The organism is Micromonospora sp. M42 (genome assembly GCF_000568915.1).
In the GTDB taxonomy this organism is placed as follows: Bacteria; Actinomycetota; Actinomycetes; order Mycobacteriales; family Micromonosporaceae; genus Micromonospora; species Micromonospora chalcea.
In genome coordinates this window covers 2,520,264-2,544,170 of the sequence record NZ_KK037233.1, presented here as the reverse complement: position 1 = coordinate 2,544,170, position 23,907 = coordinate 2,520,264, and the positions used below count along the sequence as shown (strand labels likewise).

Genomic DNA, 23,907 nt, shown 5'->3' with positions numbered 1-23,907 from the left:
TCCTCGTCCCGGCCGGTCGGCTGGTCCTTGACGAGCTGGCGGCGGACCTGACCGGTGACCAGGAACGCGATCACGGCCACCAGGACCGCCGTGCCGATCGAGCGCAGGGCCAGCCGCAGGCCGTTCGGGTCGGCCTCGACCGGCACGAGGAAGTAGCCGACCAGCATGAGCGCGCAGGCCGCCACGGCCCGCCGTCGTATCCGCCGCAGGGACAGGTCCGTCATGCGGCGATTCTCCGGTCACGGGGACGCGGTGGCGGGCGGAACCGCGAACCCGGCCCGCAGGCGACGAGCGGGGTGCCGGCACGTCGCCGGCACCCCGCTCGTCGTCTGGGAAGGTCAGGCCTTGTCCTGCTTCCAGGACAGCGGCCCCGGAAGGTCCACGCGGTGGGCGCGGGTGTTCGAGTTCCAGGACCAGCGGCCGATCTTGATGCTCCACGACGAGAAGCCGTTCTGGGTGAAGTGGAGGATCAGCGGCCCGTACTTCTTACGCTTGCGGAACTGGACGCCCATCGGGGGTGCCTCCTTCGTCTCCCTGCCTCTGCAGTCGTCTGCGTGCCTTCGCGGCATCGAACATGCCCGGATCGACGATTCGCGAAACCCTGCCCGGTCCGCTCTGGACGGTGGGACTGCCGCCCGGCAAAATCTCTATCCAACGGGTAGGTGTTAAGGAGTCTTAAATGCTGGTGGAGGCGGGTCGTAACAATGCCAGCGATGAAAGTCTCACTGTCTGGAAGGGCATTGACCGGCGTGGAGAACGGTCGGCAGCATGAGGGCATGTCGCAGCGGAACGAGCTTCTCCTCACCGCTCGCGTGCACGTCGACCTGGTCCGGCACGCGAGCGCGCTCTGTTGAGCCGAGCGCTCGTCGTTCCCTCTCCGCCCGTCCGTTCCCGCAGCCGGCGCACCGTGGCCCGGCGCGGCACGGCGTGCTCCCCGGCCCCGCGCGGGCCCCCTCCACCGCATCGTGGACAGATCAGGAGACTCCGCCATGCCCTCGACCCGATCACCGCGGCGTGCCCTCACCGCCGCCGTCGCCCTGCTCGCCCTCACCACCGCCACCGCGTGCGGCGCCGACACCGCCGCCGGCACACAGACCAAGGAACTGCGCTACCAGGGTTCGGTGGGCCAGGTGACCCTCCCCGAACTCGCCGCCGACCTCGGCTACCTCGGTGACGTCAAACTCAACTGGATCGGCAACGTCACCGGCGGCCCGGCCGACATCCAGGCCACCGCCACCGGCCAGAGCGACTTCGGCGGCGCGTTCAACGGCGCGATCGTCAAGCTCCAGGCCGCCAACGCCCCGATCACCGCGGTGGTCAGCTACTACGGCTCCGACGCACAGACGTTCCAGGGCTACTACGTGCTCGACGGCAGCCCGATCCGCGGCCCGCGCGACCTGATCGGCAAGCGGGTCGGCATGAACACGCTCGGCGCGCACGCCGAGGCCGTCCTGCGCACCTGGCTGGCCCGCGGCGGCCTCACCGCCGCCGAGATCGCCACTGTCGAGCTGGTCGCGCTGCCGCCGGTGAACACCGAACAGTCGCTGCGCGCCCGGCAGATCGACGTCGCCGTGCTCGGCGGCGTGATCCGCGACAAGGCGGTCGCCAACGGCGGCATCCGCACCGTCTTCACCGACTACGAACTCCTCGGCGCGTTCAGCGCCGGCAGCTACGTCTTCCGCGACGACTTCCTCACCCGTAACCCGGACACCGTCCGGACGTTCGTCACCGCGGTGGGCAAGGCGATCGAGTGGGCGCGCACCCAGCCGCGCGAGACCGTGGTGGCCCGGCTCAAGGCGATCATCGCCAAGCGCGGACGCAACGAGGACACCACGCTCGTCGAGTACTGGAAGTCCAGCGGCGTCGCCGAACCCGGCGGCCTCATCACCGACCGGGAGTTCGCCACCTGGATCGACTGGCTGGCCGACACCGGCGAACTCAAGGGCGAGCGGCCGAAACCGTCCGACCTCTACACCAACCGGTTCAACGCCGCCGCGACCCCCGGTGGTGGCGCGTGAGCACCGACAAGATCCTCTTCGACCGGGTGCGCAAGGTCTTCCCCGGCCGGCGTGGCAGCGGCGGCGCGGTCACCGCGCTCGACGACCTCACCCTCGGGGTACGCCCCGGCGAGTTCCTCGTCGTCGTCGGCCCCAGCGGCTGCGGCAAGTCCACCCTGCTCGACCTGCTCGGCGGGCTGGCCACCCCGACCGCCGGGCAGGTGCTCGTGGACGGCCGCCCGGTCACCGGGCCCGGCCTGGACCGGGGCATCGTCTTCCAGCAGTACGCGCTGCTGCCCTGGCGCACCGCCGCCGGCAACGTCGCGTTCGGACTGGAGGCCAAGGGCCTGCCCCGCGCCGAACGCGCCGAGCGGGTCGCGTACCACCTCGACCTGGTCGGGCTTACCGGCTTCGCCGACCGCTACCCGCACGAGCTGTCCGGCGGCATGAAGCAGCGCGTCGCCATCGCCCGCAGCCTCGCGTACGACCCGGACGTGCTGCTGATGGACGAGCCGTTCGCCGCGCTCGACGCGCAGACCCGCGACTCGCTGCAGGACGAGCTGGTGCGGATCTGGCAGGCCACCGGCAAGACGATCGTGTTCATCACGCACGGCATCGACGAAGCGGTGCACCTCGGTCAGCGGGTCGCCGTGATGACGTCCCGGCCCGGCCGGATCAAGCAGGTCATCGACATCGAGCTGGGCGACCGGGAGGCCGAGGAGGACGTCCGCTCCACCGGCGCGTTCCGCCACCACCGGCACCAGATCTGGACGCTGCTGCGCGACGAGGTACGCGCCGCGCAGTCCGCCGTACGCGAGGAGGCCCGCGTTGGTTGACGTCGCCGCACCACCGGCCCGGCCGGTGGCCGCCCCACCCGCCCCGGCCGTCGCGCCCCGCCGGCCCGGACGCCTGCTCGGCCTCGGCGGCCGGGCGCTGCACCGCAGCGCCGCGCTGCTGGCGCTGGCCGCGATCTGGGAGACGGCGCCCCGCGCCGGGCTGGTCGACCGGGTCTTCCTGCCGCCGCTGTCCGAGGTGCTCGCCGCCTGGTGGGAGCTGCTGCGCACCGGCCAGCTCGCCGACCACGTCGGCGCCAGCCTCACCCGCTCGCTGACCGGGCTCGCGCTCGCCGTGGTCACCGCCATCCCGCTCGGCCTGCTGATCGGCTGGTACCGGCCGCTCGCGGACCTGCTCAGCCCGCTGCTGGAGGTGTTCCGCAACACCGCCGCGCTGGCGCTGCTGCCGGTCTTCGTGCTCATCCTCGGGCTCGGCGAGACGTCGAAGATCGCACTGGTGGTCTACGCCTGCTCCTGGCCGATCCTGCTCAACACCGTCGCCGGCGCGAAGGGCGTCGACCCGCTGCTGATCCGCTCGGCCCGCTCGATGGGGCTCAACCACCTGCGGCTGTTCCAGAAGGTGATCCTGCCGGCGGCCGTGCCGACCGTGTTCACCGGCGTCCGGCTCGCCGGGGCGTACTCGATCCTGGTGCTCGTCGCCGCCGAGATGGTCGGCGCCAAGGCCGGGCTCGGCTACCTCGTGAACTACGCGCAGTACAACTTCGCGATCCCCGACATGTACGCCGGGATCATCACCATCTCCGCCATCGGGCTGGTGGTCAACCAGCTCCTCGTCGCCGGGGAACGCCGCTTCTCCACCTGGCGCGTCGACGTCACCACCGCCTGAGAGGAACCGCCATGTCCCGGACCCTGCACCTCAACGCCTTCCTGATGGGTGTCGGCCACCACGAGGCGGCCTGGCGGCACCCCCGCGCCGACCCGGACCGCCTGGCCGACGTCCGCCACTTCCAGAACCTGGCCCGCATCGCCGAGCGGGGCACGCTCGACTCGGTGTTCCTCGCCGACGGGCTCGCCGTCGGACCGGCCGTACGGCACAACATCCAGGCCGTCTTCGAGCCGCTCACGCTGCTCGCCGCGCTCGCCACCGCGACCGAGCACATCGGCCTGATCGCCACCGCCTCCACCACGTACACCGAGCCGTTCAACCTGGCCCGCGCGTTCGCGTCGCTGGACCACCTCAGCGGCGGCCGGGCCGGCTGGAACATCGTCACCTCCGCCCAGGCCCGGGAGGCCCGCAACTTCAACCTCGACGACCACCCGGCGCACGCCGACCGCTACCGGCGGGCCGCCGAGTACGTCGACGTGGCGATCAAGCTCTGGGACAGCTGGGAGGACGACGCGCTGGTCCTGGACACCGCCGCGGGCGTCTTCGCCGACACCACCCGGGTGCACGAGATCGACCACGCCGGGGAGCGGTTCCGGGTCCGCGGGCCGCTGAACACGCCCCGCCCGCCGCAGGGCCGGCCGCTGCTGGTGCAGGCCGGCTCGTCCGCCGACGGGATCGCGTTCGCCGCCCGGTACGCCGAGGCCGTGTTCACCGCGCAGCAGACGCTCGCCGACGGGCAGGCGTTCTACGCCGCGCTGAAACGGGCCACCGCCGACGCCGGACGTGATCCCGAACTGGTCAAGGTGCTGCCCGGTATCGCGCCGGTCCTCGGGGGTACGGAGAAGGAGGCCCGCGACCTCGCCGACGAACTGGAGGCCCTGATCGTGCCCGAGCACGCGCTCGCCCAGCTCTCCGGCATGACCGGGCTCGACCTGACCGGGCTGCCGCTGGACGGCCCGCTGCCGGACCTGCCCGAAGCCGGCACGGTGCAGTCGCACCAGAGCCGCTACCAGCTCGTCGTCGAACTGGCCCGCCGGGAACGGCTCACCCTGCGGCAGCTCATCGGCCGCCTCGGCGGCGGACGCGGCCACCGCGTCGTGGTCGGCACCCCGGAACAGATCGCCGACCAGATCGAGCTCTGGTTCACCCAGGGCGCCGCCGACGGCTTCAACGTCATGCCACCGCTGCTCCCCGACGGACTGGAGGACTTCGTGGACCACGTCGTACCACTGCTGCGCCGGCGCGGGCTGTTCCGGTCCGCGTACACCGGGCGCACGCTGCGCGAGCACTATGGGCTGCCCCGGCCGGCCAGCGTCTACGCGACCCGTGAGCTGGTGGCGTCGTGACCACCGTGGACCGGCCCGGTGCCGGAACGGTCGAGCTGCGCCCGGTCGACGTCGACTCGTTCCGCGGCCTGCTGCGCCGCCAGGCGTCCACCGTCACCGTGGTCACCACCCCCGGCCTGCGCGGCAACCGGATGCGGCCGGACCTGCCGCCGGCCGGCTTCACCGCCACCTCGTTCACGTCGGTGTCGCTCGACCCGCCGCTGGTCTCGGTCTGCCTGGGCCGCGCCTCGTCGAGCTGGCCCACCGTCGAGCAGGCCGAGCACGTCGCCGTGCACCTGCTCGCCTCCGGCCAGCAGGAGATCGCGCAGATCTTCGCCACCAGCGGCATCGACCGGTTCAGCGCCCACCCGGGCTGGACCACCGGGCCGTTCGGCGTGCCGCTGATCGGCGACGCGCTCGCCGTGCTGCTGTGCCGGGTGGTGCGCCGGATCGAGGCCGGCGACCACACCATCCTGCTCGGCGAGCCGCTCGCGCTCGGCGCGGGCGAGGACGGCGACCCGCTGCTGCACCACCGCGGCGGCTACACCACCACGCTCGGCGACTGGCCCGAGGCGTGGTGACCACCGCCGCCGACGAGCTGATCGCGCTCGACCGGGCCGCCCAGGACCTGCTGTTCCGGGCGGCCCGCACGGCCAACGCGTTCACCGACGAACCGGTCGGCGACGAGCAGGTACGCGCCATCCACGACCTGGTCCGGTACGGCCCGACCGCGATGAACGCCCAGCCGCTGCGGGTGCTGCTGTTGCGCTCGACGGCGGCCCGGGCGCGGCTGCTGCCGTACGTCAGCGCCGGCAACCGGGACAAGACGGCGACCGCGCCGCTGACCGCCGTGCTCGCCGCCGACGTGGACTGGCACGACCGGCTGCCCGAGCTGTTCCCGCACCGACCCGGCGCCCGCGACTGGTTCACCGGCGACCCGGCCGGCCGGGAGGCCCAGGCCCGGTTCAACGCCGCGCTGCAGATCGGCTACCTGCTGGTCGGGGTACGCGCCGCCGGGCTGGCCGCCGGGCCGATGGCCGGATTCGACGCGGCCGCTGTGGAGCGGGAGTTCTTCCCGGACGGGCGGCACCGGGTGCTGCTGCTGATGAACATCGGCCGCCCGGCGCCGGACGCCTGGCGGGAACGGCTGCCGCGCCTGCCCTACGAGGAGGCGGTCGGCACGCTGTGAGTCAGCGCGGCTCCCACGCGTCCGGCTGCGCGGTCAGCTTGCGCACGTGCGCCGGCAGCCGGCCGCTGACCAGCTCGTCCAGGCTCACCTCGTCGACCACCCGGCGCACCGAGGCGCGTACCGCCACCCAGAGGCGGGGCAGGTTCTCCGCCGCCCCCTCGTACCGCGTCTCCTCGGGGCGCAGCCCGCGTACCCCGGCGAGCGGGCCGTCGACGGCGCGCAACACGTGCCCGATGGTGATCTCGCGCGGCGGCCGGGCCAGCGTGTAGCCGCCCTCGGCGCCGCGCTGGGCCCGGACGACCCCGGCCCGGCGCAGGTCGGCCAGGACCGCCTCGAGGAACTTGCGCGGCATGTCCTGCTCCGCCGCGATGGCCTGGGTGGACAGCAGGGTGGGGTACGCGGTGGCCAGGCTCAGGGCTGCCCGGACCGCGTAGTCGCCGCGCGCGGAGATCTGCACAGTGCCATCATGCCTGGCCGGTGGGTGCGGGGGAGTCGGCGGGCGGCCGGGGTCGCACCAGACGGACTGGCAGCGGCCGCTCCCGGTTGGCCCGGAACGTGCCCGGGCTCACCCCGACCTCCCGGGTGAAGAAGCGGCCGAAGTTCGTCGGCTCGGGAAAACCCAGGTCCCGGCCGATCCGGGCGATCGACTCGTCGGTGGCGGCCAGCAGCCGGCACGCCTGCAACGCGACCCGCTCGTCGATGACCTGCTTGGCGCTGCGGCCGGTCACCGCCAGGCAGGCCCGGGTAAGCGTACGCACCGAACAGCCCAGCTGGGCGGCGTAGTCCTCGACCCGGCGGGTGTGCCGGTAGCCGCGTTCCACCTCGCGGCACAGCCGCCGGAACGTGTCGGTCTCGGCCCGCGGCGCGGCACCGTTCTCCGGATGCGGCAGCAGGCTCAGCCGCAGCAGCAGCACCGCGAGCTGGTGACGCAGCAGCGCCGCGGCGGGCGGCACCATCGCGTGCCGTTCGGCGTCCACCGCGAGCTGGCTGACCTCGCTGATCACCGCGTCCTCGTCCTCGCCGGCGAGCTGACGGTGGGCGGGCACCGAGTCCGGGTCGACGTCGAGGCCGGCCAGCGCGTCCGGCCGCCAGCTCACCACTGTCGCGTCGAGCTGCGCGCCGACGCACCGCAACACCTGACCGGGGTACGCGCGCAGCAGCGTGCCGGGCCGGCAGGGCACCGGCCGGAAGTCCAGCTCGGCGGTGCCGTGACCGTGGGTGACCAGGATCAGCACGTCGCGGTCGAGCAGGACCGGCCGGGGCCAGCCGGGCTCGGCGGCGAGGTCGTCGAGCGCACCGGTGAGGATCTCGTCGGCGCCGGGGCGCGGCTCCGGCGGGCCGGTGCGGGTGGCCGGGGAGGGCTGACCGGTAGTGACCATCTCCCCGACGGTAACCGGCCCGGCCGCACGTTGCATCTCGACGGTTTCGCCCGCACGGACCGGTCTTGTCGGCACGCACGGCCGACGGTTAGGTTACCGATCGGTAAGCCCCGGGTCGGCCGACCGGCCCCCGGCCGGGCGACGGCGATGGGATGAGCATGACGGAACTGTTCTCGGTCGACGGCAAGACGGTGCTGGTCACCGGCGGTTCGCGGGGGATCGGGCTGATGATCGCGCGGGGCTTCGTACGGGCCGGCGCAAAGGTGATCATCTCCTCACGCAAGGCCGACGTGTGCGAGTCGGTCGCCAAGGAACTCTCCGCCGAAGGGCACTGCGAGGCGATCCCGGCCGACCTCGGCAGCGACGCGGGCGCGCTGGCGCTCGCCGAAGCCGTGCGGGAACGCCACGACCGGCTGCACGTACTGGTGAACAACGCGGGCGCCACCTGGGGCGCGCCGCTGGAGGAGTACCCGGAGGGCGCCTTCGACAAGCTCTGGGCGGTCAACGTCAAGGCCGTCTTCCGGCTCACCACCGCGCTGCTGCCGCAACTGCGCGCCGCAGCCGGCGCCGACGACCCCGCCCGCGTGATCAACATCGGGTCGGTCGACGGCATCCGGGTGCCGTGGATGGAGGTGTACGCGTACTCGGCCACCAAGGCCGCCGTGCACATGCTCACCCGCAGCCTCGCCCACCAGCTCGCCGGCGAGCGGATCACCGTCAACGCGATCGCGCCCGGCCCGTTCGAGAGCAAGATGATGGCGTTCGCGCTCGACGACCCGGAGTCGCGCTCGGCGATCGAGCAGCAGGTGCCGCTGGGCCGGATCGGGCGACCCGAGGACATGGCGGGCACGGCGATCTACCTGGCGTCGCGCGCCGGCGCGTACCTGACCGGCGCGGTCATCCCGGTCGACGGCGGAATCACCACGCGCGGCTGAGGCGTACCCCGGTGAAGACGGCCCGGGGCCGCGCGGACTCGGCAGATCCGCGCGGCCCCGGGTGTTGCCGTGTCAGCGACCGGCGAGCAGCCGGTTCACCGCGGTGTCGACGTCCAGGTGCTCGGCCTCACGGCCGCGCGGGACGACGACGTAGGTCCGGCGCAGGAAGCGCACCAGCACGCTGCGCGGAACCTCGAACAGGGCGTTGCCGTCCGGGGACGACAGCGCGAGCGCGACGAAGTCGCCGCGCGGTGTGGCCCACGGCCAGACCCGCACATCACCGATGCCGGCCGGCTCGTCGAGCCCGGTGACCAGCAGTTCGCGTGCGAACGACCAGCTCACCGCCTCGCCGCCGGCGGACTCGGCGTGGAACAGGACATGGACCGCATACGGGTCAGCAGGGTCGTAACGCAGACTGGCACGCACCGGCAAGGCGGTGGCGTCAGGCGCGACGAGCCTTAGCGACGTCTCGACCTCTACGGTCGTCGGTCGGATGACACTCATGGACGTTCTCCCCCCGGCACCGCTGCGGAACGCGCGTGTCCCGCTTTTCCCATACTCAGGTGCTGCTCCTGGCTACGCTCCGCCATACGCTGACTTCACCCAGTGGTGGGAAGGGGTTCGGAAAGCCCCCGGGAACCACTCGGCCCCGCGTAGAATTTCCGGTTCCGCCCACTCCGTCGTCCCGCCCGGCAACGGGTGGTTCAGTCGTCGACTTACTCCGGTAACGTCCAGTCGTCAGCAGGGGTGACGGTCCCGCGCGACACTGGGGGTGGAAATGGTCACGGGGGGCGGGTCGGTGACGTCGCGGACCACGGCCGAATCGCCGAAAGGTGCGGCCCGAGCAGCCGAAAGTCGGGGGTACGAGGTGCCTGTGGAAGGGCGGTCGCGAGGCACTCTCACGGAGCAGCGCCGGCGCCGACGTGGCTGGCGGCTGCGCCTGCACACCACCCTCGAACTCATCCGCGCCAACCCCACCGGCCGCGTCGCCCTGAAGATCTTCATCGGCATCCTCGGCGCGATCGTGGTCACCGTCGGCATCGCGCTGATCCCGCTGCCCGGGCCCGGCTGGCTGCTGGTCATCGCCGGCCTCGGCGTCTGGGCCGTCGAGTTCCACTGGGCGCGACGGCTGCTCGCGTTCACCCGCCGGCACGTCAACTCCTGGACGCAGTGGGTGAAGCGACAGTCACTGGGAGTGCGGTTCGTGTTGGGCGCGGTCGGGCTCGTGTTCGTGTCCGTCGTGGTGTGGCTGTCACTCAAGTACAGCCTCGGCATCGACGTCGTGGCGCAGGCGCTGCACTACCTCGCGACGCACTGAGGGCCGGTTTTTGGTCCGGGCGGGTGATCGGGTAGAGTCATGCGCGCTGAGGGCGATTAGCTCAGCGGGAGAGCGCTTCGTTCACACCGAAGAGGTCACTGGTTCGATCCCAGTATCGCCCACCATGAATATAGGCAGGTAGGAAGCCCGTCACCGGGATCACCGGTAACGGGCTTCTCCGCTGTTGCCCCTTAAGTTGGGAGCAGATTGGGAGCACGGCGCTCCCGCCCTTGGTTGGCCTGGCATTCCCAAGGCCCTGGGCGGACGTTCATCGGCGTGCTGCGGCTCGGACCGTCGGTTGGCAAAGTCCACTTGCGACCGGCCTGATCGCATCTCCCGCCGCCCGCAGCAACTTGAGTTCCACCAGCAGGCCTGCTCGACCTATGGGTTCGACGGCCGAGCCAGCATTCATGCCCAGGAACGCTCGCTCCGGCGGCCTTGCTAGGGGTTGTGCCGGGTATCTTGCCCCCTTGTGCCGCCCAGAATTGGGATGCTGTCTAGCTGATCTTGACGGAGGTCTTTGGCGATGATGCCTGCCGGTCGATCTCGGTCCGCCGTGCAGGTAAGCACCTCGGTGGGGGTGATCGCAAGATCGACGTTGAAGTCGTGGCTTGCGTGGGGGAGTTCCTCGTCGAGGAGTTGGATCTGGTGGATGGTGGTGGCGATGGCGGTGCCCTTGGACACGAGTCCAGCCTCGGTGAGGAGCGCGATCTCTAGGTCGGAGTAGCCGGCGCCCTTGCCGACTCGTACGCCGTTTCGCCGGCTGACGGCGACGCTGCCGCAGACGATCAGGTCCACCGGGCGCATGTCGTCGGGGCCGATTGTAGGGGCGACGTCCGGTGCGCCGGTGCTGGTGACGGCAGCCTCGAACGGAGCGGTCAGAACGGTCGGGTCGAGCAGGTAGAAGGGCTTCGGCGTGGCGAGTCGCGGGACCGCCACGTAGAGCAGCTTGCCCTCTTGAAGAGCGCGTACTCGTACGGGCAGTTGGGCCCGGTCGGGATTGCACTTGATGACCCGTGCCTGCTTCCAGACATCCAGCTCGGCGAGTCGGGCAGCGGCGTCTTCTTTGCCGGTGAAGTCAGGGATGTGACCGTGAACGCCGATGGGTGCGGCGCCTTCGCGTTCAAGGAGATCCCAGACCCGTCGCCGAACGGACTGCTTGGCATCGCCAATGCTGGTCACGCTGCTCCTCCTACCGGGTCATGAGGGTGAACAGTCGGTCGTTGACGTCCTCGACCGAGGGCAGGTCGCGCCAGGGACGCAGTTGACGGGCTGCGGCGAAGGCGAGGTTGAGACCACCGCCGGCGCGGGTCCGCTCGATGACCTCGATGGTCTGGCGCAGGTGGGACGTGGCTGCATCGACGTCACGATGAAGGATGCTGGCAAGGGCAAGATTGCCGAGGACAACGGCGGTCGACTTGCGGCGTGCGGCGATGAGTTGCCGAGCCTCCTCTAAAGGCTGTGATGGCGTCGGCCGGCTTGCTCAGCGACAGCCAGCAAGACCCCGCGAGTCGCGCGTGATGGCTGGGACAGAAAAGGGCAGCGGCTGGATCTCGACGATCTATCGAAGCGAAGTGATCTTCAGCGATGCCAAGGGCATCGAAGCAGTCCCGGGCCTGGCCAAGCATCGCGTGCGCCTCGGCACGGTGCAGTTGGGCGAGGCCCGTGATCACATGGCTGTCGTTGCGGCTTACGGCGGCGGCGCGCGCCGTCAATCCAACGCCAGCGGTCGGCTGCTTGGTGCCGTATAGAGCGAGGTAGCTCTTGCGAAGCAGCGCGTTGGCCTCGGTATGCCCTTCCCCTCGTAGCGTGGAGGCCAGAGCTTGAGGGATAGAGGTTCATGGCTGAGATGAGACGCCAGTTCGATCCGGAGTTCCGGGCGGGCGCGGTGCGCATCGTGCGTGAGACGGGTAAGTCGATCGCGCAGGTCGCCCGTGACCTGGGGATTAACAGCGGGACCCTGGCCAACTGGGTGAAGAGGGACCGCGAGACTCGCGGTGAGGCCGCTGCCGGGAAGTTGGCCGAGGACGAGCGGGCGGAGCTGGCCCGGTTGCGGCGGGAGAATGCCGAGCTGGCGATGGAGCGTGATGTTCTCAAGCGATCGGTGGTCCTGTGGGTCAAGGAAGCGACGGGCCGGTGAGCGTGGCCGGGTTCATCGCTTCCCAGAGGACCGAGCATTCCGTGCCGCACGCGGTGGCCTGTCGGGCGTTGGGGGTGTCCGAGTCGTGGTTCTGCAAGTGGCGTGACCGGCCGCCAACGCGCCGCGATGACCAGCGTGTCCGGCTGACGGCCGCGGTCCAGAAGGTGTTCGACGACTCGGGCGGCACCTACGGCAGCCCTCGCATTGGCATCGAGCTGCGCGAGTCCGGCTGGCAGGTCTCCGACAACACGATCGCGCAGCTCATGGCCGAGCTGGGCTTGGCCGCGCGGGTCAAGCGCCGCCGACGCGGCCTGACCCGCCAAGGTAAGCGTCCGGCCGCACCGGACCTGGTCAAGCGGGTGTTCACCGCACCGGCGCCGGATGTCGCCTGGTGCGGCGACATGACCGAGATCCGTACCGACGAGGGCAAGCTCTACCTGGCCACCGTCATCGACCTGTACTCCCGTCGGAATCTCGGCTACGCGATGAGCGCCCACCACGACGCCGGGCTGGTCGTCGCCGCGCTGAACATGGCCGCCGTCACCCGCGGCGGCAACGTCGAAGGAGTGATCTTCCACAGCGACAGGGGCAGCGAGTACACCTCGGCCGACTTCGCCCGGGCCTGCAACCGGTGGAACGTACGCCAGTCGATGGGCCGGGTCGGGTCATGCTTCGACAACGCCGTCGCCGAGGCCACCTTCTCCACCATCAAGGTCGAGTACGTGCACCGCCGTCACTTCCGCACCCGTACCGAGGCCCGCCTGAAGATCGCCACCTGGATCACCGACTTCTACAACCGGCGCCGCCGGCACTCCGTCTGCAACTGGCGCTCACCCATCGACTACGAACGATCAGAAACCCGCGCCCTGGAGGCCCAGGCCGCATAACGGAGCCCTCCACGATTCCAGGGGATTGACAGTAACCGCGTCGCGGGTGTCCTGTGCGGCGCGGATCGCCTCGTCGAAATATGCGGCGCTGGCGGCGTGGTCGTGACGTTGGGAGGCGTCCCACACGAGCTGACCCATCAGCGTGGCGGACTCGGCGACGGCTGCGGCCAGTTCACGCTGAACCAAGCCGTCGCTGGCGTGCTGGCGGAGGAAGGTCGCCTGGCCGTGTAGCTGCCCCGCCTCGACGAGCAGAAGCGTCGAAGGCGTCCGGTCGTAGCGCTCGTCAAGGTGCTGCACCCGCTCCCGTAGGTAGGCAACGGTGACCAGGTCGACCCGGCGGGGGTGCCGCAGCACATAGTTGAGACGCTCGTTGGGCGGCGACGGTGGCTGGCCGACCTCGACCAGCAGGTCGGCCAGCTCCTCGACCGACAGCTTGAGAGCTGCAGCCAAACGCGGTCGATGCCACGGCTGTGGATCAGTCTCTGCCCGCTCCCACCGCACGACGGTGGAGCGGTCGACACCAAGAACTTCGGCAAGGCGTTCCTGACTCAAGCCGAACGCCTTGCGGCGCTCGGCCAGCCGATGCCGACGCTTGCCCGCGCGCCGCCCTCCTCCGCCGCTGACCATCACCGATCCATTCATCCAGCTAACGCCGTGTAGCGCAATGAGGATGCATCAGTTCTGCGTCATCGCCGCCCTGGGAACCACATGTCCTCCGCGATTAGGTGAAGACACGGGCGGCGATCAAGCCCGACCTAACGAGCGGGGGCGCGAGGTGAGCTCCGAAGAGCTAGATCCAACTGAGACAGCTGCCGAGGACAACCTTGATCATGGGTTGCTAACGCCGCATCGCACTTCCGCTCGCTTGTTGGTGATGCCCCATCTGCGTACTGCCATGAGGGCTGCGTGGGTGGGTGACCGGCGGCCTGCTCCTAGCCGCTGTAGTGCAGCGGTGGGTTCGCCTTTCCCCGGCGAGCCCACCACTCACAGACTTGGAAGGGGGCGGCGGCATGACGGTGTATGTCTCGCGTAACGCGAGGGACGACCAGACCTGGCGATCCGAAACCCTGACGCACGTTCCCGCGCGGCGGCAGAAGCATCCCCCTGATCCGCCGTTGCTCACCCATGTGTGGCGTCGGCTCTTTGAGCAGCAGGCCCGGGAGGGCGATCGCCGATGACTGGAGAGCCGCGCCGCGTCTTGGGGCGCCCGATCGCGAGGGAGCCCGTGGAGCACCTGCCGCTGCGACCGCTATGGCTGTGCCGCCGGTGCGGGCAGCCGTGGCCCTGCGGGGCGGCGAAACTCGCTCTCCTCGCCGAGTACCAGGACAACCGGGTGAGCCTGTTCCTCTACCTGGCCGGATGCCTGCACGAGGCGATCGACGATCTGCACCGGCTCAACCCCGCTGAGACGGGCACCGCTGCTGGCATGTTCGACCGGTTCCTCGGCTGGCCCGTCCGCCACACCAACTCCTAAGCCTGACCACAACCAGAGCCATCGGAATCGAGGAAACCTGACCCCAGCGGCATCGGCCGCATCAACGCGATTGGCCGGCCGGCGATCATCGCGGGTGGCGGCCCAGACTGGGATTTCGAATGGGCACACTTACCGGCAAAGGGCTTGCGCCGGTGCCCGCACGCCGGGACGTCACCGTGACTGGACACGGACGGCGACCACGACACCCAGGAGCGGGAGGACCGCGTCGGTGTAGGTCAGCGCTCTGGTACGTGGGCGTGGTTGTGATCAGCGGCCCGGTAGGCGGTGGTCGGATCGGGCGGTGCGGGCGCTGCCGTCACCATGCCTACGAACGACGGCGTCACCACTATGGTCCTGGGCCATTACCTCCGCGACGGGGCCGGTCCAGCCTGCGACCTGACCGGCGCCGAGCCGATCCGCCCGGCACAGCCTGTTCGTCCCGACCGACGTGATCACGATGAAGCTCTATGCCGCCGCCCAGCACGACGGCTGCGACTTCGACCCCGACGATTTCGCCACCAGATCCCGCTACGCGACGCCGACCGGTCCCAGGCCGGCCGGCGCTCCTCCGCCGCCGGTGGCTACCCCCTCCTTGGCTATCACCTGGCCCACCACGAGAAGGCTGCCGCTGCGGCACCGCTAGTTACCGATGCTCGCGGACTTTTTCGACCGACCAGCCGATGAACTGTGCGATTTCCTCGTCGGAGGTGCTCAGCTGCGCGACCCAGTCGTCGATTGCCTGCCCCAGCGTCGGCGGCATCCCCAAGGTGGTAACCGTCTGCAGCGGCTCTTCGTCGTCCAAGAAGTCTTCGTGGTACCACATGTCGTCGGGATCCAGCCGCTTCACCGTAGCGGCGTACCCGTCGTGCCCGTCGTCGCCCTCGGCGAGCAGCTCGTCGGTGAGCCAGTCCCTGATCTCCCAGCCGTCGCCAGAGGTTCGCCGCTCGAAGATGACACGGTGCCCCCGCCGGTTGAGATCCACGGCGAGGTCGTAGCGGGCCTCATCAACGCGCACCCGCTCCTGCAAGATGCGGACTATGTGCTCCTTGACCACGTCGGTGCTGCTGCGGTCACCGCGCCAGGTAGATGAGCCTCCCACCGCAGCGGCGACCCGGGTGTAGTTCTCCCCGGTCTTCGCCATCTCGGCGCGGATGGCCCGGGTACGTGCACGATTTCGCTTGCCCATGATGTTCCTCCGACGAAGGCCCACGCCCCTTCCAAGAAAGGGTCTGCCGGACATTCACGCTGCGTCGGCGACGGCTTGTCCTCGATCGCGGCCTGCGGCGTGGGCGCCGGCAGCTCGGAGACGGGCGGGCGTGACCGCCGCCCAGAGTCTACGGGTCTCGGCGCGACGCGGAGCACGACATACGGCGACCGCACGTCAGCCGGAACAGCGGCCGTCTCCTGTCTCAGTCGGCGTTGATGGACGCAGTCGAGCCGTACTGTCCAAAGAAGGGGTGTCAGGCCCAGGCGGCGATGCGGACGTCGGCGTGCCAACTCGCGTCTGTGCGCAGGTGCCGGAAGCCAACCCACTCCTGGGCCAAGCGCTCGCCGCGGGTGAGCAGGGCGGCGACCTGGCCCATATTCTCGCCGAGCCAGCCGGCCAGCCGGGCGGCGTCCGCCGGTGCCGCGGCCTTCTCCTTCGCCGCGATGGGCAGCCCGAGCTGCAGTAGGGCGCGGTAGAGGTGCATCGCGGGCCGCACCTGCGGTAGCCCGTTGTGCACGGCGGTCGCCGAGGCTGAGAGCGGGATCCGCAGCCCGCTCAGGTCCAGGTCGCCGAAGTACCGGATCTCGGCGACGGCGTGGCGGGCTCTAATCGTGTTCACCGACGCCGTGAACGTGTTGCCCAGGCCCCAAGCGACGTAGCCCAGGTCGTGCCGCTCCGGCAGGCTGTTCACCACCGACCACCACGTCGTCGCGTTCTCGATGACCAGCAGCATCCGCCCGGCGCCGACCCGCTGGTAATATCCGTCGCCGATCGCCTCGGTGAAGCGCTCCGCCAGCAGCGGCGGGTGCACCATGAACGCCCCGATGAGCCGCAGCAGCTCGTCGCGGTCAGAGAAGAGCGGTCCCGAACGGAGGGTGTCGAGCACCTTTTCCGGCATCGGGAAGTCCGCCGCCGACCCGTGCCGGCCGAAGATCTCCAATGATCGTTCGCGGATGGGCACCGGCGAGCGGTCCGGATTGGTCATCAGCCACCGGTTGACCGCTGTGTAGGCCGCCCGCTGCTTCGGGGTTGCCACCGGCCAGTGGGTGGCTAGCCCGCGCACCTCCGGATGCCACGGCGGCATGGGTGCCGGCCGCGCCGTAGCGCTGCGGGTCGGCAGCAGCCAGATCGCCGCAGGCAATGCCACCTTCTCGCGGTCGTCGGCGCGTAGGAGCCGGATCCGGCCTGAGTCTTCCAGCTCTAGCAGCAACCGCCGCAGCACCGCACGCTCGTACTCGTCGTCGGCGTTAGCCGCGGGGATGCGGTGGTAGGCCTCCCAGACGCGGCCGATCGGGACCCGCCTCCGGGCGGTCCGCTTCCAACCGCCGCGCTCCGCCGCCGCGCAGAGCTCGTCTAGCAGGTCACTGGCAGGACGGGAGGCGGCCATCAGTGCTCGGCGCGTACGAAGGTCCGGATCGCGGTGAGCTCGCCGCCGGCGTCCTCGGGACCCAGCTCGTCCAGCCGCTTGCGAAAGACGTGATCGACCGCCAGGTATTTGCGCCCGGCCCTCAGGTCGGAGTCGTTACGCAGCCGGATGATTAGCGGGAAGGCGCTCAGCGCGTTGGCGTCGAAGAGTCCGGTCGTGTAGATCAGCTGCACGCCCAGCGTCGCGGCGACCGACCGCTGCAGCTCGAGCAGGTAACCGGCCGAGGCTCGCCCGATCGGGTTGTCGAGGAACAGCACTCCGGAGTGCCGGTTTCCGATCCGGCCACGGTTGTTGGCCCGCAGCGCCGCCATCGTGCAGTACAGGATGATGGCGGCGGTCAACTGCTGCCCGCCGGAGAAGACGTCTTTGATCTCCGAGACCCGCTGCCGCTCAGGCCGCAGCGCCGAGTCCGGCTTCAGGACGTCGACGCGGAAGCCGCGCGGCACCGCCCGCCGGACACAGCGCAGCAGCAGGGTCATCCCATCGACGCCGCCGCCGTCGACTACCTCGTCGACAACCTCACCGATCGCCTCGAGCAGGGCCGCCTCCTCGAGTGGTTGGTACGCGACGCGCAGGAACTCCTGGCCCGACCAGCCGTCCAGGCCCTCTGGCAGCCGGGAAAGCCGCTGCGCGTTGCGCAGGGTACGGAAGGCGGCGCCAACCATGCCGTGCAGCCGCACATTGATCATGTCCCGGTGCCGGTCGATGCTGGTGAGCTCGTCAGTCAGCGACCGAAGCCGCGGCCGGAGCGCGGTGATCCACTCATCGGCGTGCCCTGCCAGGCTCGCACTGTCGAGCGCGGACATCTGCTGGCGGATGGTCGACTGGAGGAGCCGGAACCGGGAGTCCACGGCGTGCCGCCGCAGCGCCTCCGTGGTGCGGGTCAGTCGGGCGCGCTCGGTCGCGGCGCTGTCGTTCGCCGCGTTCAGGGCGGTGCGGAGGCTCCGCTTGCGCGCCCGCGCCGTGTCGAGGTCGTCGGAGAAGGCTGATGCGCTCTCGCCGGCGCTGACGTCGAGATCCTCGGCGAGGTCGGCGAAGCCGCGGGCGATTCCCCTGGCAGCCTCTAGCTCGGCGCCCGCCTTCTCGGCGACCTCACCAAGCTCAGCGTGGCGTCGGTCGGCCCGCGCCGCCGCACGTTCGGCCGCGTTGAGCAGGGCGGCAGCGTTGTCCTCGTCGGCCGGGGCGATGAAATCGGCGGGGAGAGCCCGTTGCTCGGTGAGTTCGCTGAGTCGCGCGTTGATCGCCGCCGTCGCGGCAACGGCGGTCCTCAGGTTCTCGCTGGCCCGGACGACCCGGTCGGTGCTCCGCCGCCGGGCGGCGCTCCGGCTGCCGAAGTCGGCGCCCTCGGGCGTGTCCAGCAGTTCCAGGGCCCGCTGCCGCACGGCCGGGGTCAGCTCCTCGAACCGGGACCGTGCCCGGGCCTGCTCGCGTTCCGCCTGGTCGAGGCGGACCCGCAACTCGGCGCCGACCTCCCCCCGCGTGTACGCGTCCGACGCGGCAATGAAGCGCGCCCGGAGCACCTCGACGGGCTCGGCGGGCACGGGCGCGTCCGGCGAGACGTCCCCGCCGCCGGGCACTTGGGCGAGCTCCCGGCGGGCCCTGACGGCGACGTCGCTTTGGCCGTCGGCGTGGCGCTGATGACCCGTGGCCTCCTCGCGTCGAGTTTGAGCCAGCTCCCGCGCCGCCGTGGCCAGCCGGGCGTGCGTTGCCGCGTCGGCGAGCGCCTGCCGGCGTGACTCGTCCAGCGTCCGGCGCTCGGCCTCGTGCCGGGCGAGCGCCTGCAGGTCGCGGTCGCGTTGCTCGGCGGCGAGCAGTTCGGCGCGCAGACCGGGAAGCGAATCGCGCACCGCGGTCCGCCGGTCGGTCACGTCCCGGGTCGCTTCGGCCGCGAGGATGTGCGCGCTCTCTGCCTGTTCCAGGCCGGCCGTGAGGTCGGCGCAGTGCTCCTCCATCTCGGTCAACCGCCCCGGCGGGAAGTCTCGTCGCCAGTCGCGCAGGTCGCGGATCAGCTCCTGGTCCACGACGAGCGACCGGGCGATCGTCGCGAGCTGCTCGCGGCGCTCCTCGTCGCGTCGCTCGACGGCGGCTCGGGCAGCCTCGGCGGCCTCCTGGTCGTACAGCGCCGGGTTCAGCGGCACGAATGCCTCTGCACCCGCCGGTTCCGCCTGGTGCAACGCCTCGGTCGTGCCGATCCCGACGAAGAACACCGGGTAGATTTCGCGCGACGCGAGGACGGCGCCGGCGTCGGCGAGTTGGGCTGGATCGTTGAGCACGACGCCTGACACCAGCTGCGGGGCACCGCGCAGCAGCTCGCGGCGCCGCTCGAGGTTGTCGATCTGGGTCAAGTGGTCCCAGCCGCTCCACGCCACAATCCCTGCGTCGTTCAGCGCCTCGCACGCGGCGGTCACTTCGGCCGGCGGCGGCAGTAGGCCGTCGGCCTCGAGCGCGGTCCGGATGCGCTCGTCGGCGGTGGCCTCGGCCTGGAGCCGGGCCCGGGCGCTCTCCGCTTGGGCGACGGCGGCGGCCAGCCGCTCGGCGAGCGGTTCGGCGTCCGTGGCGAGCCGCACCTCCTCGCTGTCGATCAGCTCGGCGAGCCGCGGGCGGCCGGCCAGCTCGGCGGCGCGGGCGGCCGCCGCCTCGTATGCCTCCATGGCGCGGAGGCGTGCCTCGTTGGCCTGAACCACCGCGGTCGCCGCGTCGTTCTCGACGCGCACCGCCGCGACCCGTTCCTCGTCGAACTCGGCGGCCTTCTCTTCGGCTGCGGTCAACCGGCGTCCCACTTCGGTGGCCGCCTCCGTGGCGAGCGCCGCCGCCGCCGCCGCGGACGGCCCGGCCGGCAGCAGCCCGCTCGCCGCGGCGTCGGAGAGCATCATGTCGATCTCGCCGATGCGCTTCGCAGCGACGGCCGCCCCGGCATCGAGCCTCGCCGCCTCTTGCGTCTCGCGCACCAGCGCGTCCTCGGCGGCGGCGGCCCCGGCGGTGCAGTCCGTTGCCAGCCTCCCGGCCTCTTTAGCGGCGTCCGCGGCCTTGTTGGCGACTTGGAGGAGCCCGCGGGCCAGTTGTGCGGCTGCGGCCTTCTTTGCGTCCAGGATCGGGCGGGCGGACTCCTCGGCGTCCTCGACCAGGGCCGCCGTCTCGGCGGCGGCCGCGTCCGCCGCCCGTAGCTCGGCGGCCTTCTCAGTCTCCCGCCAGGACTCCGCGAGCGCGTCGGCGTCCTCGTGGTCCTGCTTGGCGACCGCCTCGGTGGCCCGTGCCGTGCTCAGCTGCAGGACCAGCGCTAGGCGCTTCAGCTCTTTGACCGCGGCCTGCCGGTGCTCCGCGTCGGTGCGGGCCGCGGCCAATGCCTCGGCGGTCTCGCGCGCATACTGTTCCCGGACGGCGAGCAACTCCTGCTCCGCCCGGCTGCGGGCGGCCACGCTCTGGGCGAACCGGTCGATCGCTGCCTGCGCGCCGACTGCGGTCACCTCGGTGGCGCGCGCCGCCTTGTGCGCATCGGCAAGCGGCACCAGCCGGTCCAGCGCGCCCGCGACGAACTCGCACTCCAGCAGGAGGCCGTCGCGCTGCGCCAGGTCGCGGCTGTGCTGCGCTACGAGGTCGGCGATCTCGCCGGGGTCCTCCTCGGCGACCACGGCCCGCAGTAGAAACTCGACGAACGCCTCGTCTGTGGCGAAGGTGAACGTCCCGGCGGCCTCGCCTTCGTCCGCGTTCATCTCGCGCTGGTAGCGGAACAGCTCGGGGTCGAGGCCGAGCTGGTCGAGCTGCCGGGTCCATTCGCCGGGCTGGCGGCTGGCGAAGAACTCCAGGCGCGGATCCGAGGCGAACTTCTCGGCCAGCCGCTGCCGGAATGCGACGCGGCTGACCAGGCGCCGGTCGGCCGCGAACGGCAGCGTGTCTAGCCGCACCGCTTCGGTCGGCCTCAAGCAGTACCAGAAGGTGGCGAGGTTCTCGGGATCGCCCGACACGGTGTTGTTGCGCCACTCTGACACCTTGCCGGTCAGTAGCAGCCGGCCTGTCTCGGCGTGCATCCACTCGAGGACCACGTGCGCGACGTCGCCGGCGAGGACGAAGTTTTCCAGCACCCGGGTGCTGGTTGTGCCGACGATTTGGCGCCGCTTGGGCAGCATGACCGAGAAGATCAGCTTGAGCAGGACGGACTTGCCGCCGCCGTTCTCGAGGAACAGCACGCTCGCGGGCGACGGGCGGCGGTGCGGCTGGTGCGGCTCCAGCAGGGTGTCGGCCTGGAACCGCACCGGGCGGCCGATGTCGCTGAAGTCCAGGGTGACATCTTGGTAACGGGCCGGCTCCGGGCCGACCGAGTAGAGGCGTACCCGGGACAGCTCGTACATCGGTCAGCCCTCGCCTTCCGCGCCGCCGGACATCGCGCGCAGCGATCCGCCGGGTTTAAAGACCGGGACGACGCCGATTCTTAGCAGCTCGTCCATGGTGCGCTCCACGGCCAGTTCCCGGACCTGGATCAGGAAGCGGCGGGTGGTGCGGTACAGGCCGTCGATGTCACCCGGAACTGGCACGAGCAGCCCTTGGTCGGCGAGATAGCGCAGCGCTCGGGCGACCATGCCCCGGGTGCTGTCCGGGGCGACCCGGCCGTCCTTGGTGGACTGACTTTCTGGCCGACGGGCATACGCGCGCCATACCCGTTCGAGCCGGGGCGCGTCGGCCTCTGGGTCGGTCCCGTTCGCGCGTTCGCGCAGGACACGAGCGACCTCGCGGGCCATCGTGTCGACCTCGGCAACCGAGACACGGCCGGTGTACTGGTCGTTGGCAAGGTCGGCTGGGCGGGGGAAGGCCAAAGCCGCGGCGGCGAGGAAAATGACGCCGTGCAGCACCTTCTCGACGTCGCGGCGCTCGCCCGTCCGGGTCTGCCGGGCGTACTGGTCGAGCCGGAGTTCGAAGACCGAGCCGTGCAGCGCCGACAGCACGATGCCCGACTCGGCGTCGACGTCGAGCACCCGCAGGCCCAGCCCTTCGGCGACCGCGGTCACCAGGGCGGCGAACGCGTCGTCGTCCCGGTGCCGGGTTACCAGGCTCCGGTAGGCGGGCTCACGACCGGGCAGCGTTTTCGGGCGGAGGCCGAACGCGACCAGCGAGGCTGCGGCAGTGACGTCGTCAATCACCGTGATGCCTCATCGTCGAGCAGCGCGACCGTACTGAGTAGAAGGTCGTCGCCGTTGACACCGCCCACCCCGGCCGGCGGGAGCGGGCCGCCGGCCGGCAGAGCCAGCAGGACGTGCAGCTGTCCGCGCCGCATCGCCGAGCCGAGCTCGGGCGCGTAGGCGTGCGTTGCGAGCAGGCTGACCAGCGCGGGGAGGTCCTCGTCGAGCTCGGCGGCCTCTACGAGCAGCTCGGACAGCGGCCGCGTGTTTTCTTGCAGGTCGAGCAGGAGGCCCGCCATCTGCCAGTGCTCGTCGGAGAACCGGTCCGTGCTTGTCACCGGGACCAACTCCGGCTCGGGTAGTTCCCGGCCGAGGTCGCCCGGCTCGGGCGGCACCCGCAGCAGGAGGTCGACCAGCGAGCTCAGCGTCACGACGGGCGGCCGGGCGAGGCCCGCCGACGAGCGGAAGTACGACTCGAGGGGGTCGAGGGCGTCGGCGGCCGGGAGGTCCATGATCGGGCGCAGGAGCTGGCCGTGTAGGTCGGCGGCCTCCCGGCGCGGCGGATCGGCGAACAGCTGTCGGTCCTGCTCCGCGCGAAACAGCGCCCGGGCCCGTTGCAGCCGCATCAGCAGCTGGCTGTGCCGGCGCATGCAGTCCTCGACGATGGCGACCAGGTCGGCAGCCTGGCGCTTGTGCCGGGGGTCGGTCGCCTCGTCGCGGGCGTCGGCAATGTGTCGCAGGATCACGTTCTCGTTGGTGAACCGGTCTTGGACGTGGTCGAGCGCAGAGTCGAGCAGCGCGGGGGCGGCCTCGTCCCAGTCCACCGCCCGCACGTCGCGCCGGGTCGCCTCCAGCATGGTGCGCAGTGTCTCGCCGAGCTGGACGGTGCGGTAGCGGGCCTGCTCGGCGGCGAGCTTCGCGTCGGCCAGCCGGCCCCGCCTGATCAGGTTGTCGAGCTTCACCTCGGCGGCGACTTGGGCGGACTCAATGTCGGTGTCGAGCGCGCCGACGAGCACGTTGATCGCTTCGTCGGTGGCCCTCAGGTAGATCTCGCCGCCCGCGCCGGATAGCTCGACGAGGAGCTTGAAGTCGAACCGGCGACGGACGTAGACGCCCACGTCGTCCACCTCGCCATACACGCGCTGGAATCCCCTGTCGACGGTGCCGACGTTGATCAAGCTGTCAAGCACCCACCGGGCAACCCGGCCGTGTTCCTCGTTGGTACGGGCGGGACCCTGCATCGCCACGAGCGGGACCGTGCGGGCGATGATCTGTTCGGCGTCAGCGCCCGCGTCGAAATCCATGGCGATGGTGACCTGGTCGATGACGTGCAATCCGATTTCGGCCATCTGGTAGATCGAGCCGTCGACCCACTCCAGGTGCGACTTGCGGGAATCGAGATCATTCAGCGGTGCCGTGCAGGCTAGCGCCTTCAGCCGGCGGATGAGCCCGTCGTCGGGGACGACGTCGCTGTCCCCGTATTCCCCCATGTGAACCCCCGCGCCCTCCCCGTGAAGATGAATGATAAGGCAACACTTGAGCGCGAGCTGTCCCCTTTCCTGCTCTTTTTTAGTGCGGCTTTCGTCTGTTCTCGACCGGTATTGATCAGAAACAACGGCATTCCGGCCAGCGCTCGCGACAGTGGTCCGGCCACCCGCAAAACCTTCGATGGGGGCTCGCCGCGAACGCTGATGCCTGCGCCGTACAGGGGCAGGGGTCGCCCCAACACTCGGGCGACCTCAGCGGCGAAGACGCTCCGGGCGGGTGGCAGCCCGATCTGGCCAAAGGTGCGCCTGGCGGAACCGTAACCGTGTCGACGAACGGCTGTTGGTCGTCTAC

At 70.8% G+C, this 23,907-nt stretch carries 26 protein-coding genes, 1 tRNA gene and 1 pseudogene; 16 read left to right on the top strand and 12 right to left on the bottom strand.

The window, feature by feature from the left end; genetic code table 11:
• Nucleotides 1-224: pseudogene (locus MCBG_RS11435) on the bottom strand (two pore domain potassium channel family protein); the annotation flags it as partial.
• Between the two features lie 114 nt (nt 225-338).
• A complete protein-coding gene (locus MCBG_RS31720) occupies nt 339-512 on the bottom strand; it encodes a DUF4236 domain-containing protein (RefSeq protein ID WP_064498970.1) in 174 nt (57 codons plus the stop codon).
• Nucleotides 513-713: 201 nt separating this feature from the next.
• Here MCBG_RS31720 and MCBG_RS32470 point away from each other — a divergent pair, with 201 nt between their 5' ends.
• The 7 genes from MCBG_RS32470 (at nt 714) to MCBG_RS11405 (ending at nt 6,191) form a co-directional block, all read left to right on the top strand.
• Nucleotides 714-854 carry a putative leader peptide gene (locus MCBG_RS32470; RefSeq protein WP_157560780.1) on the top strand — a complete coding sequence of 47 codons (141 nt, stop codon included), beginning with the start codon at nt 714-716 and terminating at the stop codon, nt 852-854.
• Between the two features lie 135 nt (nt 855-989).
• Entirely contained in the window at nt 990-2,018 is a 1,029-nt protein-coding gene (locus MCBG_RS11430; protein ID WP_043325527.1) for an ABC transporter substrate-binding protein, read from the top strand.
• Nucleotides 2,015-2,833, top strand: coding sequence for an ABC transporter ATP-binding protein (locus MCBG_RS11425; protein ID WP_043325526.1), 819 nt, complete (start codon nt 2,015-2,017; stop codon nt 2,831-2,833). Before MCBG_RS11430 ends, MCBG_RS11425 begins: the two co-directional genes overlap by 4 nt.
• A complete protein-coding gene (locus MCBG_RS11420; RefSeq protein WP_043325525.1) occupies nt 2,826-3,677 on the top strand; it encodes an ABC transporter permease in 852 nt (283 codons plus the stop codon). Before MCBG_RS11425 ends, MCBG_RS11420 begins: the two co-directional genes overlap by 8 nt.
• An 11-nt stretch (nt 3,678-3,688) precedes the next feature.
• Nucleotides 3,689-5,023 carry an LLM class flavin-dependent oxidoreductase gene (locus MCBG_RS11415; protein WP_043325523.1) on the top strand — a complete coding sequence of 445 codons (1,335 nt, stop codon included), beginning with the start codon at nt 3,689-3,691 and terminating at the stop codon, nt 5,021-5,023.
• Nucleotides 5,020-5,583 (top strand): flavin reductase family protein, encoded by a 564-nt coding sequence (locus MCBG_RS11410; protein ID WP_043325522.1) that lies wholly within the window; start codon nt 5,020-5,022, stop codon nt 5,581-5,583. Before MCBG_RS11415 ends, MCBG_RS11410 begins: the two co-directional genes overlap by 4 nt.
• A complete protein-coding gene (locus MCBG_RS11405; RefSeq protein ID WP_043330502.1) occupies nt 5,580-6,191 on the top strand; it encodes a malonic semialdehyde reductase in 612 nt (203 codons plus the stop codon). The genes MCBG_RS11410 and MCBG_RS11405 overlap by 4 nt, the downstream gene beginning before the upstream one ends.
• A 1-nt stretch (nt 6,192) precedes the next feature.
• Here MCBG_RS11405 and MCBG_RS11400 read toward each other — a convergent pair whose 3' ends face one another.
• Both MCBG_RS11400 and MCBG_RS11395 read right to left on the bottom strand, forming a co-directional pair.
• Nucleotides 6,193-6,648 carry an RrF2 family transcriptional regulator gene (locus tag MCBG_RS11400; protein WP_013284925.1) on the bottom strand — a complete coding sequence of 152 codons (456 nt, stop codon included), beginning with the start codon at nt 6,646-6,648 and terminating at the stop codon, nt 6,193-6,195.
• Nucleotides 6,649-6,655: 7 nt separating this feature from the next.
• A complete protein-coding gene (locus MCBG_RS11395; protein WP_043325518.1) occupies nt 6,656-7,570 on the bottom strand; it encodes a helix-turn-helix transcriptional regulator in 915 nt (304 codons plus the stop codon).
• Between the two features lie 158 nt (nt 7,571-7,728).
• Here MCBG_RS11395 and MCBG_RS11390 point away from each other — a divergent pair, with 158 nt between their 5' ends.
• Nucleotides 7,729-8,505 (top strand): glucose 1-dehydrogenase, encoded by a 777-nt coding sequence (locus MCBG_RS11390; protein ID WP_043325516.1) that lies wholly within the window; start codon nt 7,729-7,731, stop codon nt 8,503-8,505.
• 72 nt (nt 8,506-8,577) lie between these two features.
• On the opposite strand, the gene MCBG_RS11385 is transcribed toward MCBG_RS11390, so the two are convergent.
• Nucleotides 8,578-9,009 carry an SsgA family sporulation/cell division regulator gene (locus MCBG_RS11385; protein WP_007457244.1) on the bottom strand — a complete coding sequence of 144 codons (432 nt, stop codon included), beginning with the start codon at nt 9,007-9,009 and terminating at the stop codon, nt 8,578-8,580.
• Nucleotides 9,010-9,283: 274 nt separating this feature from the next.
• Here MCBG_RS11385 and MCBG_RS11380 point away from each other — a divergent pair, with 274 nt between their 5' ends.
• Complete coding sequence (locus MCBG_RS11380; RefSeq protein ID WP_176722870.1) at nt 9,284-9,823, top strand: TIGR02611 family protein; 540 nt, start codon at nt 9,284-9,286, stop codon at nt 9,821-9,823.
• 50 nt (nt 9,824-9,873) lie between these two features.
• Nucleotides 9,874-9,948: transfer RNA gene (locus tag MCBG_RS11375), tRNA-Val, on the top strand.
• A gap of 316 nt (nt 9,949-10,264) precedes the next feature.
• Here MCBG_RS11375 and MCBG_RS11370 read toward each other — a convergent pair.
• The gene (locus tag MCBG_RS11370) at nt 10,265-11,005 is read right to left on the bottom strand and encodes a 5-formyltetrahydrofolate cyclo-ligase (protein WP_051611175.1); all 741 of its coding nucleotides are present in this window, start codon (nt 11,003-11,005) and stop codon (nt 10,265-10,267) included.
• Here MCBG_RS11370 and MCBG_RS11365 point away from each other — a divergent pair.
• The 4 genes from MCBG_RS11365 to MCBG_RS11355 all read left to right on the top strand — a co-directional run bounded on the left by MCBG_RS11365 (nt 10,995) and on the right by MCBG_RS11355 (nt 12,850).
• Nucleotides 10,995-11,279, top strand: a complete 285-nt coding sequence (locus MCBG_RS11365; protein WP_043325511.1) for a hypothetical protein — start codon at nt 10,995-10,997, stop codon at nt 11,277-11,279. The two genes, MCBG_RS11370 and MCBG_RS11365, sit on opposite strands and share 11 nt — an antisense overlap.
• A gap of 61 nt (nt 11,280-11,340) precedes the next feature.
• The gene (locus MCBG_RS32465) at nt 11,341-11,574 is read left to right on the top strand and encodes a hypothetical protein (protein WP_124779044.1); all 234 of its coding nucleotides are present in this window, start codon (nt 11,341-11,343) and stop codon (nt 11,572-11,574) included.
• An 89-nt stretch (nt 11,575-11,663) separates the two neighbouring features.
• Nucleotides 11,664-11,963 carry a transposase gene (locus MCBG_RS11360; RefSeq protein ID WP_043325510.1) on the top strand — a complete coding sequence of 100 codons (300 nt, stop codon included), beginning with the start codon at nt 11,664-11,666 and terminating at the stop codon, nt 11,961-11,963.
• Nucleotides 11,936-12,850 (top strand): IS3 family transposase, encoded by a 915-nt coding sequence (locus tag MCBG_RS11355; protein ID WP_312246956.1) that lies wholly within the window; start codon nt 11,936-11,938, stop codon nt 12,848-12,850. The genes MCBG_RS11360 and MCBG_RS11355 overlap by 28 nt, the downstream gene beginning before the upstream one ends.
• On the opposite strand, the gene MCBG_RS11350 is transcribed toward MCBG_RS11355, so the two are convergent.
• Nucleotides 12,815-13,492 carry a helix-turn-helix transcriptional regulator gene (locus MCBG_RS11350; protein WP_198033296.1) on the bottom strand — a complete coding sequence of 226 codons (678 nt, stop codon included), beginning with the start codon at nt 13,490-13,492 and terminating at the stop codon, nt 12,815-12,817. The two genes, MCBG_RS11355 and MCBG_RS11350, sit on opposite strands and share 36 nt — an antisense overlap.
• Before the next feature lie 368 nt (nt 13,493-13,860).
• Here MCBG_RS11350 and amcA point away from each other — a divergent pair, with 368 nt between their 5' ends.
• Nucleotides 13,861-14,028, top strand: a complete 168-nt coding sequence (gene amcA, locus MCBG_RS34915) for a multiple cyclophane-containing RiPP AmcA (RefSeq protein WP_282596412.1) — start codon at nt 13,861-13,863, stop codon at nt 14,026-14,028.
• Complete coding sequence (locus tag MCBG_RS11345) at nt 14,025-14,324, top strand: hypothetical protein (protein ID WP_043325509.1); 300 nt, start codon at nt 14,025-14,027, stop codon at nt 14,322-14,324. Before amcA ends, MCBG_RS11345 begins: the two co-directional genes overlap by 4 nt.
• 643 nt (nt 14,325-14,967) lie before the next feature.
• Here MCBG_RS11345 and MCBG_RS11335 read toward each other — a convergent pair.
• From MCBG_RS11335 to MCBG_RS11315, 5 genes are all read right to left on the bottom strand, one after another.
• Nucleotides 14,968-15,510, bottom strand: a complete 543-nt coding sequence (locus tag MCBG_RS11335; protein ID WP_140946607.1) for a hypothetical protein — start codon at nt 15,508-15,510, stop codon at nt 14,968-14,970.
• A 274-nt stretch (nt 15,511-15,784) separates the two neighbouring features.
• Nucleotides 15,785-16,918 (bottom strand): Wadjet anti-phage system protein JetD domain-containing protein, encoded by a 1,134-nt coding sequence (locus MCBG_RS11330; protein WP_043325504.1) that lies wholly within the window; start codon nt 16,916-16,918, stop codon nt 15,785-15,787.
• A complete protein-coding gene (locus tag MCBG_RS11325; protein WP_043325502.1) occupies nt 16,918-21,303 on the bottom strand; it encodes a hypothetical protein in 4,386 nt (1,461 codons plus the stop codon). Before MCBG_RS11325 ends, MCBG_RS11330 begins: the two co-directional genes overlap by 1 nt.
• A gap of 3 nt (nt 21,304-21,306) precedes the next feature.
• Nucleotides 21,307-22,089, bottom strand: a complete 783-nt coding sequence (locus tag MCBG_RS11320; RefSeq protein WP_219996754.1) for a hypothetical protein — start codon at nt 22,087-22,089, stop codon at nt 21,307-21,309.
• Complete coding sequence (locus tag MCBG_RS11315; RefSeq protein WP_043325499.1) at nt 22,086-23,558, bottom strand: hypothetical protein; 1,473 nt, start codon at nt 23,556-23,558, stop codon at nt 22,086-22,088. The genes MCBG_RS11320 and MCBG_RS11315 overlap by 4 nt, the downstream gene beginning before the upstream one ends.
• Nucleotides 23,559-23,907 lie beyond the last annotated feature (349 nt).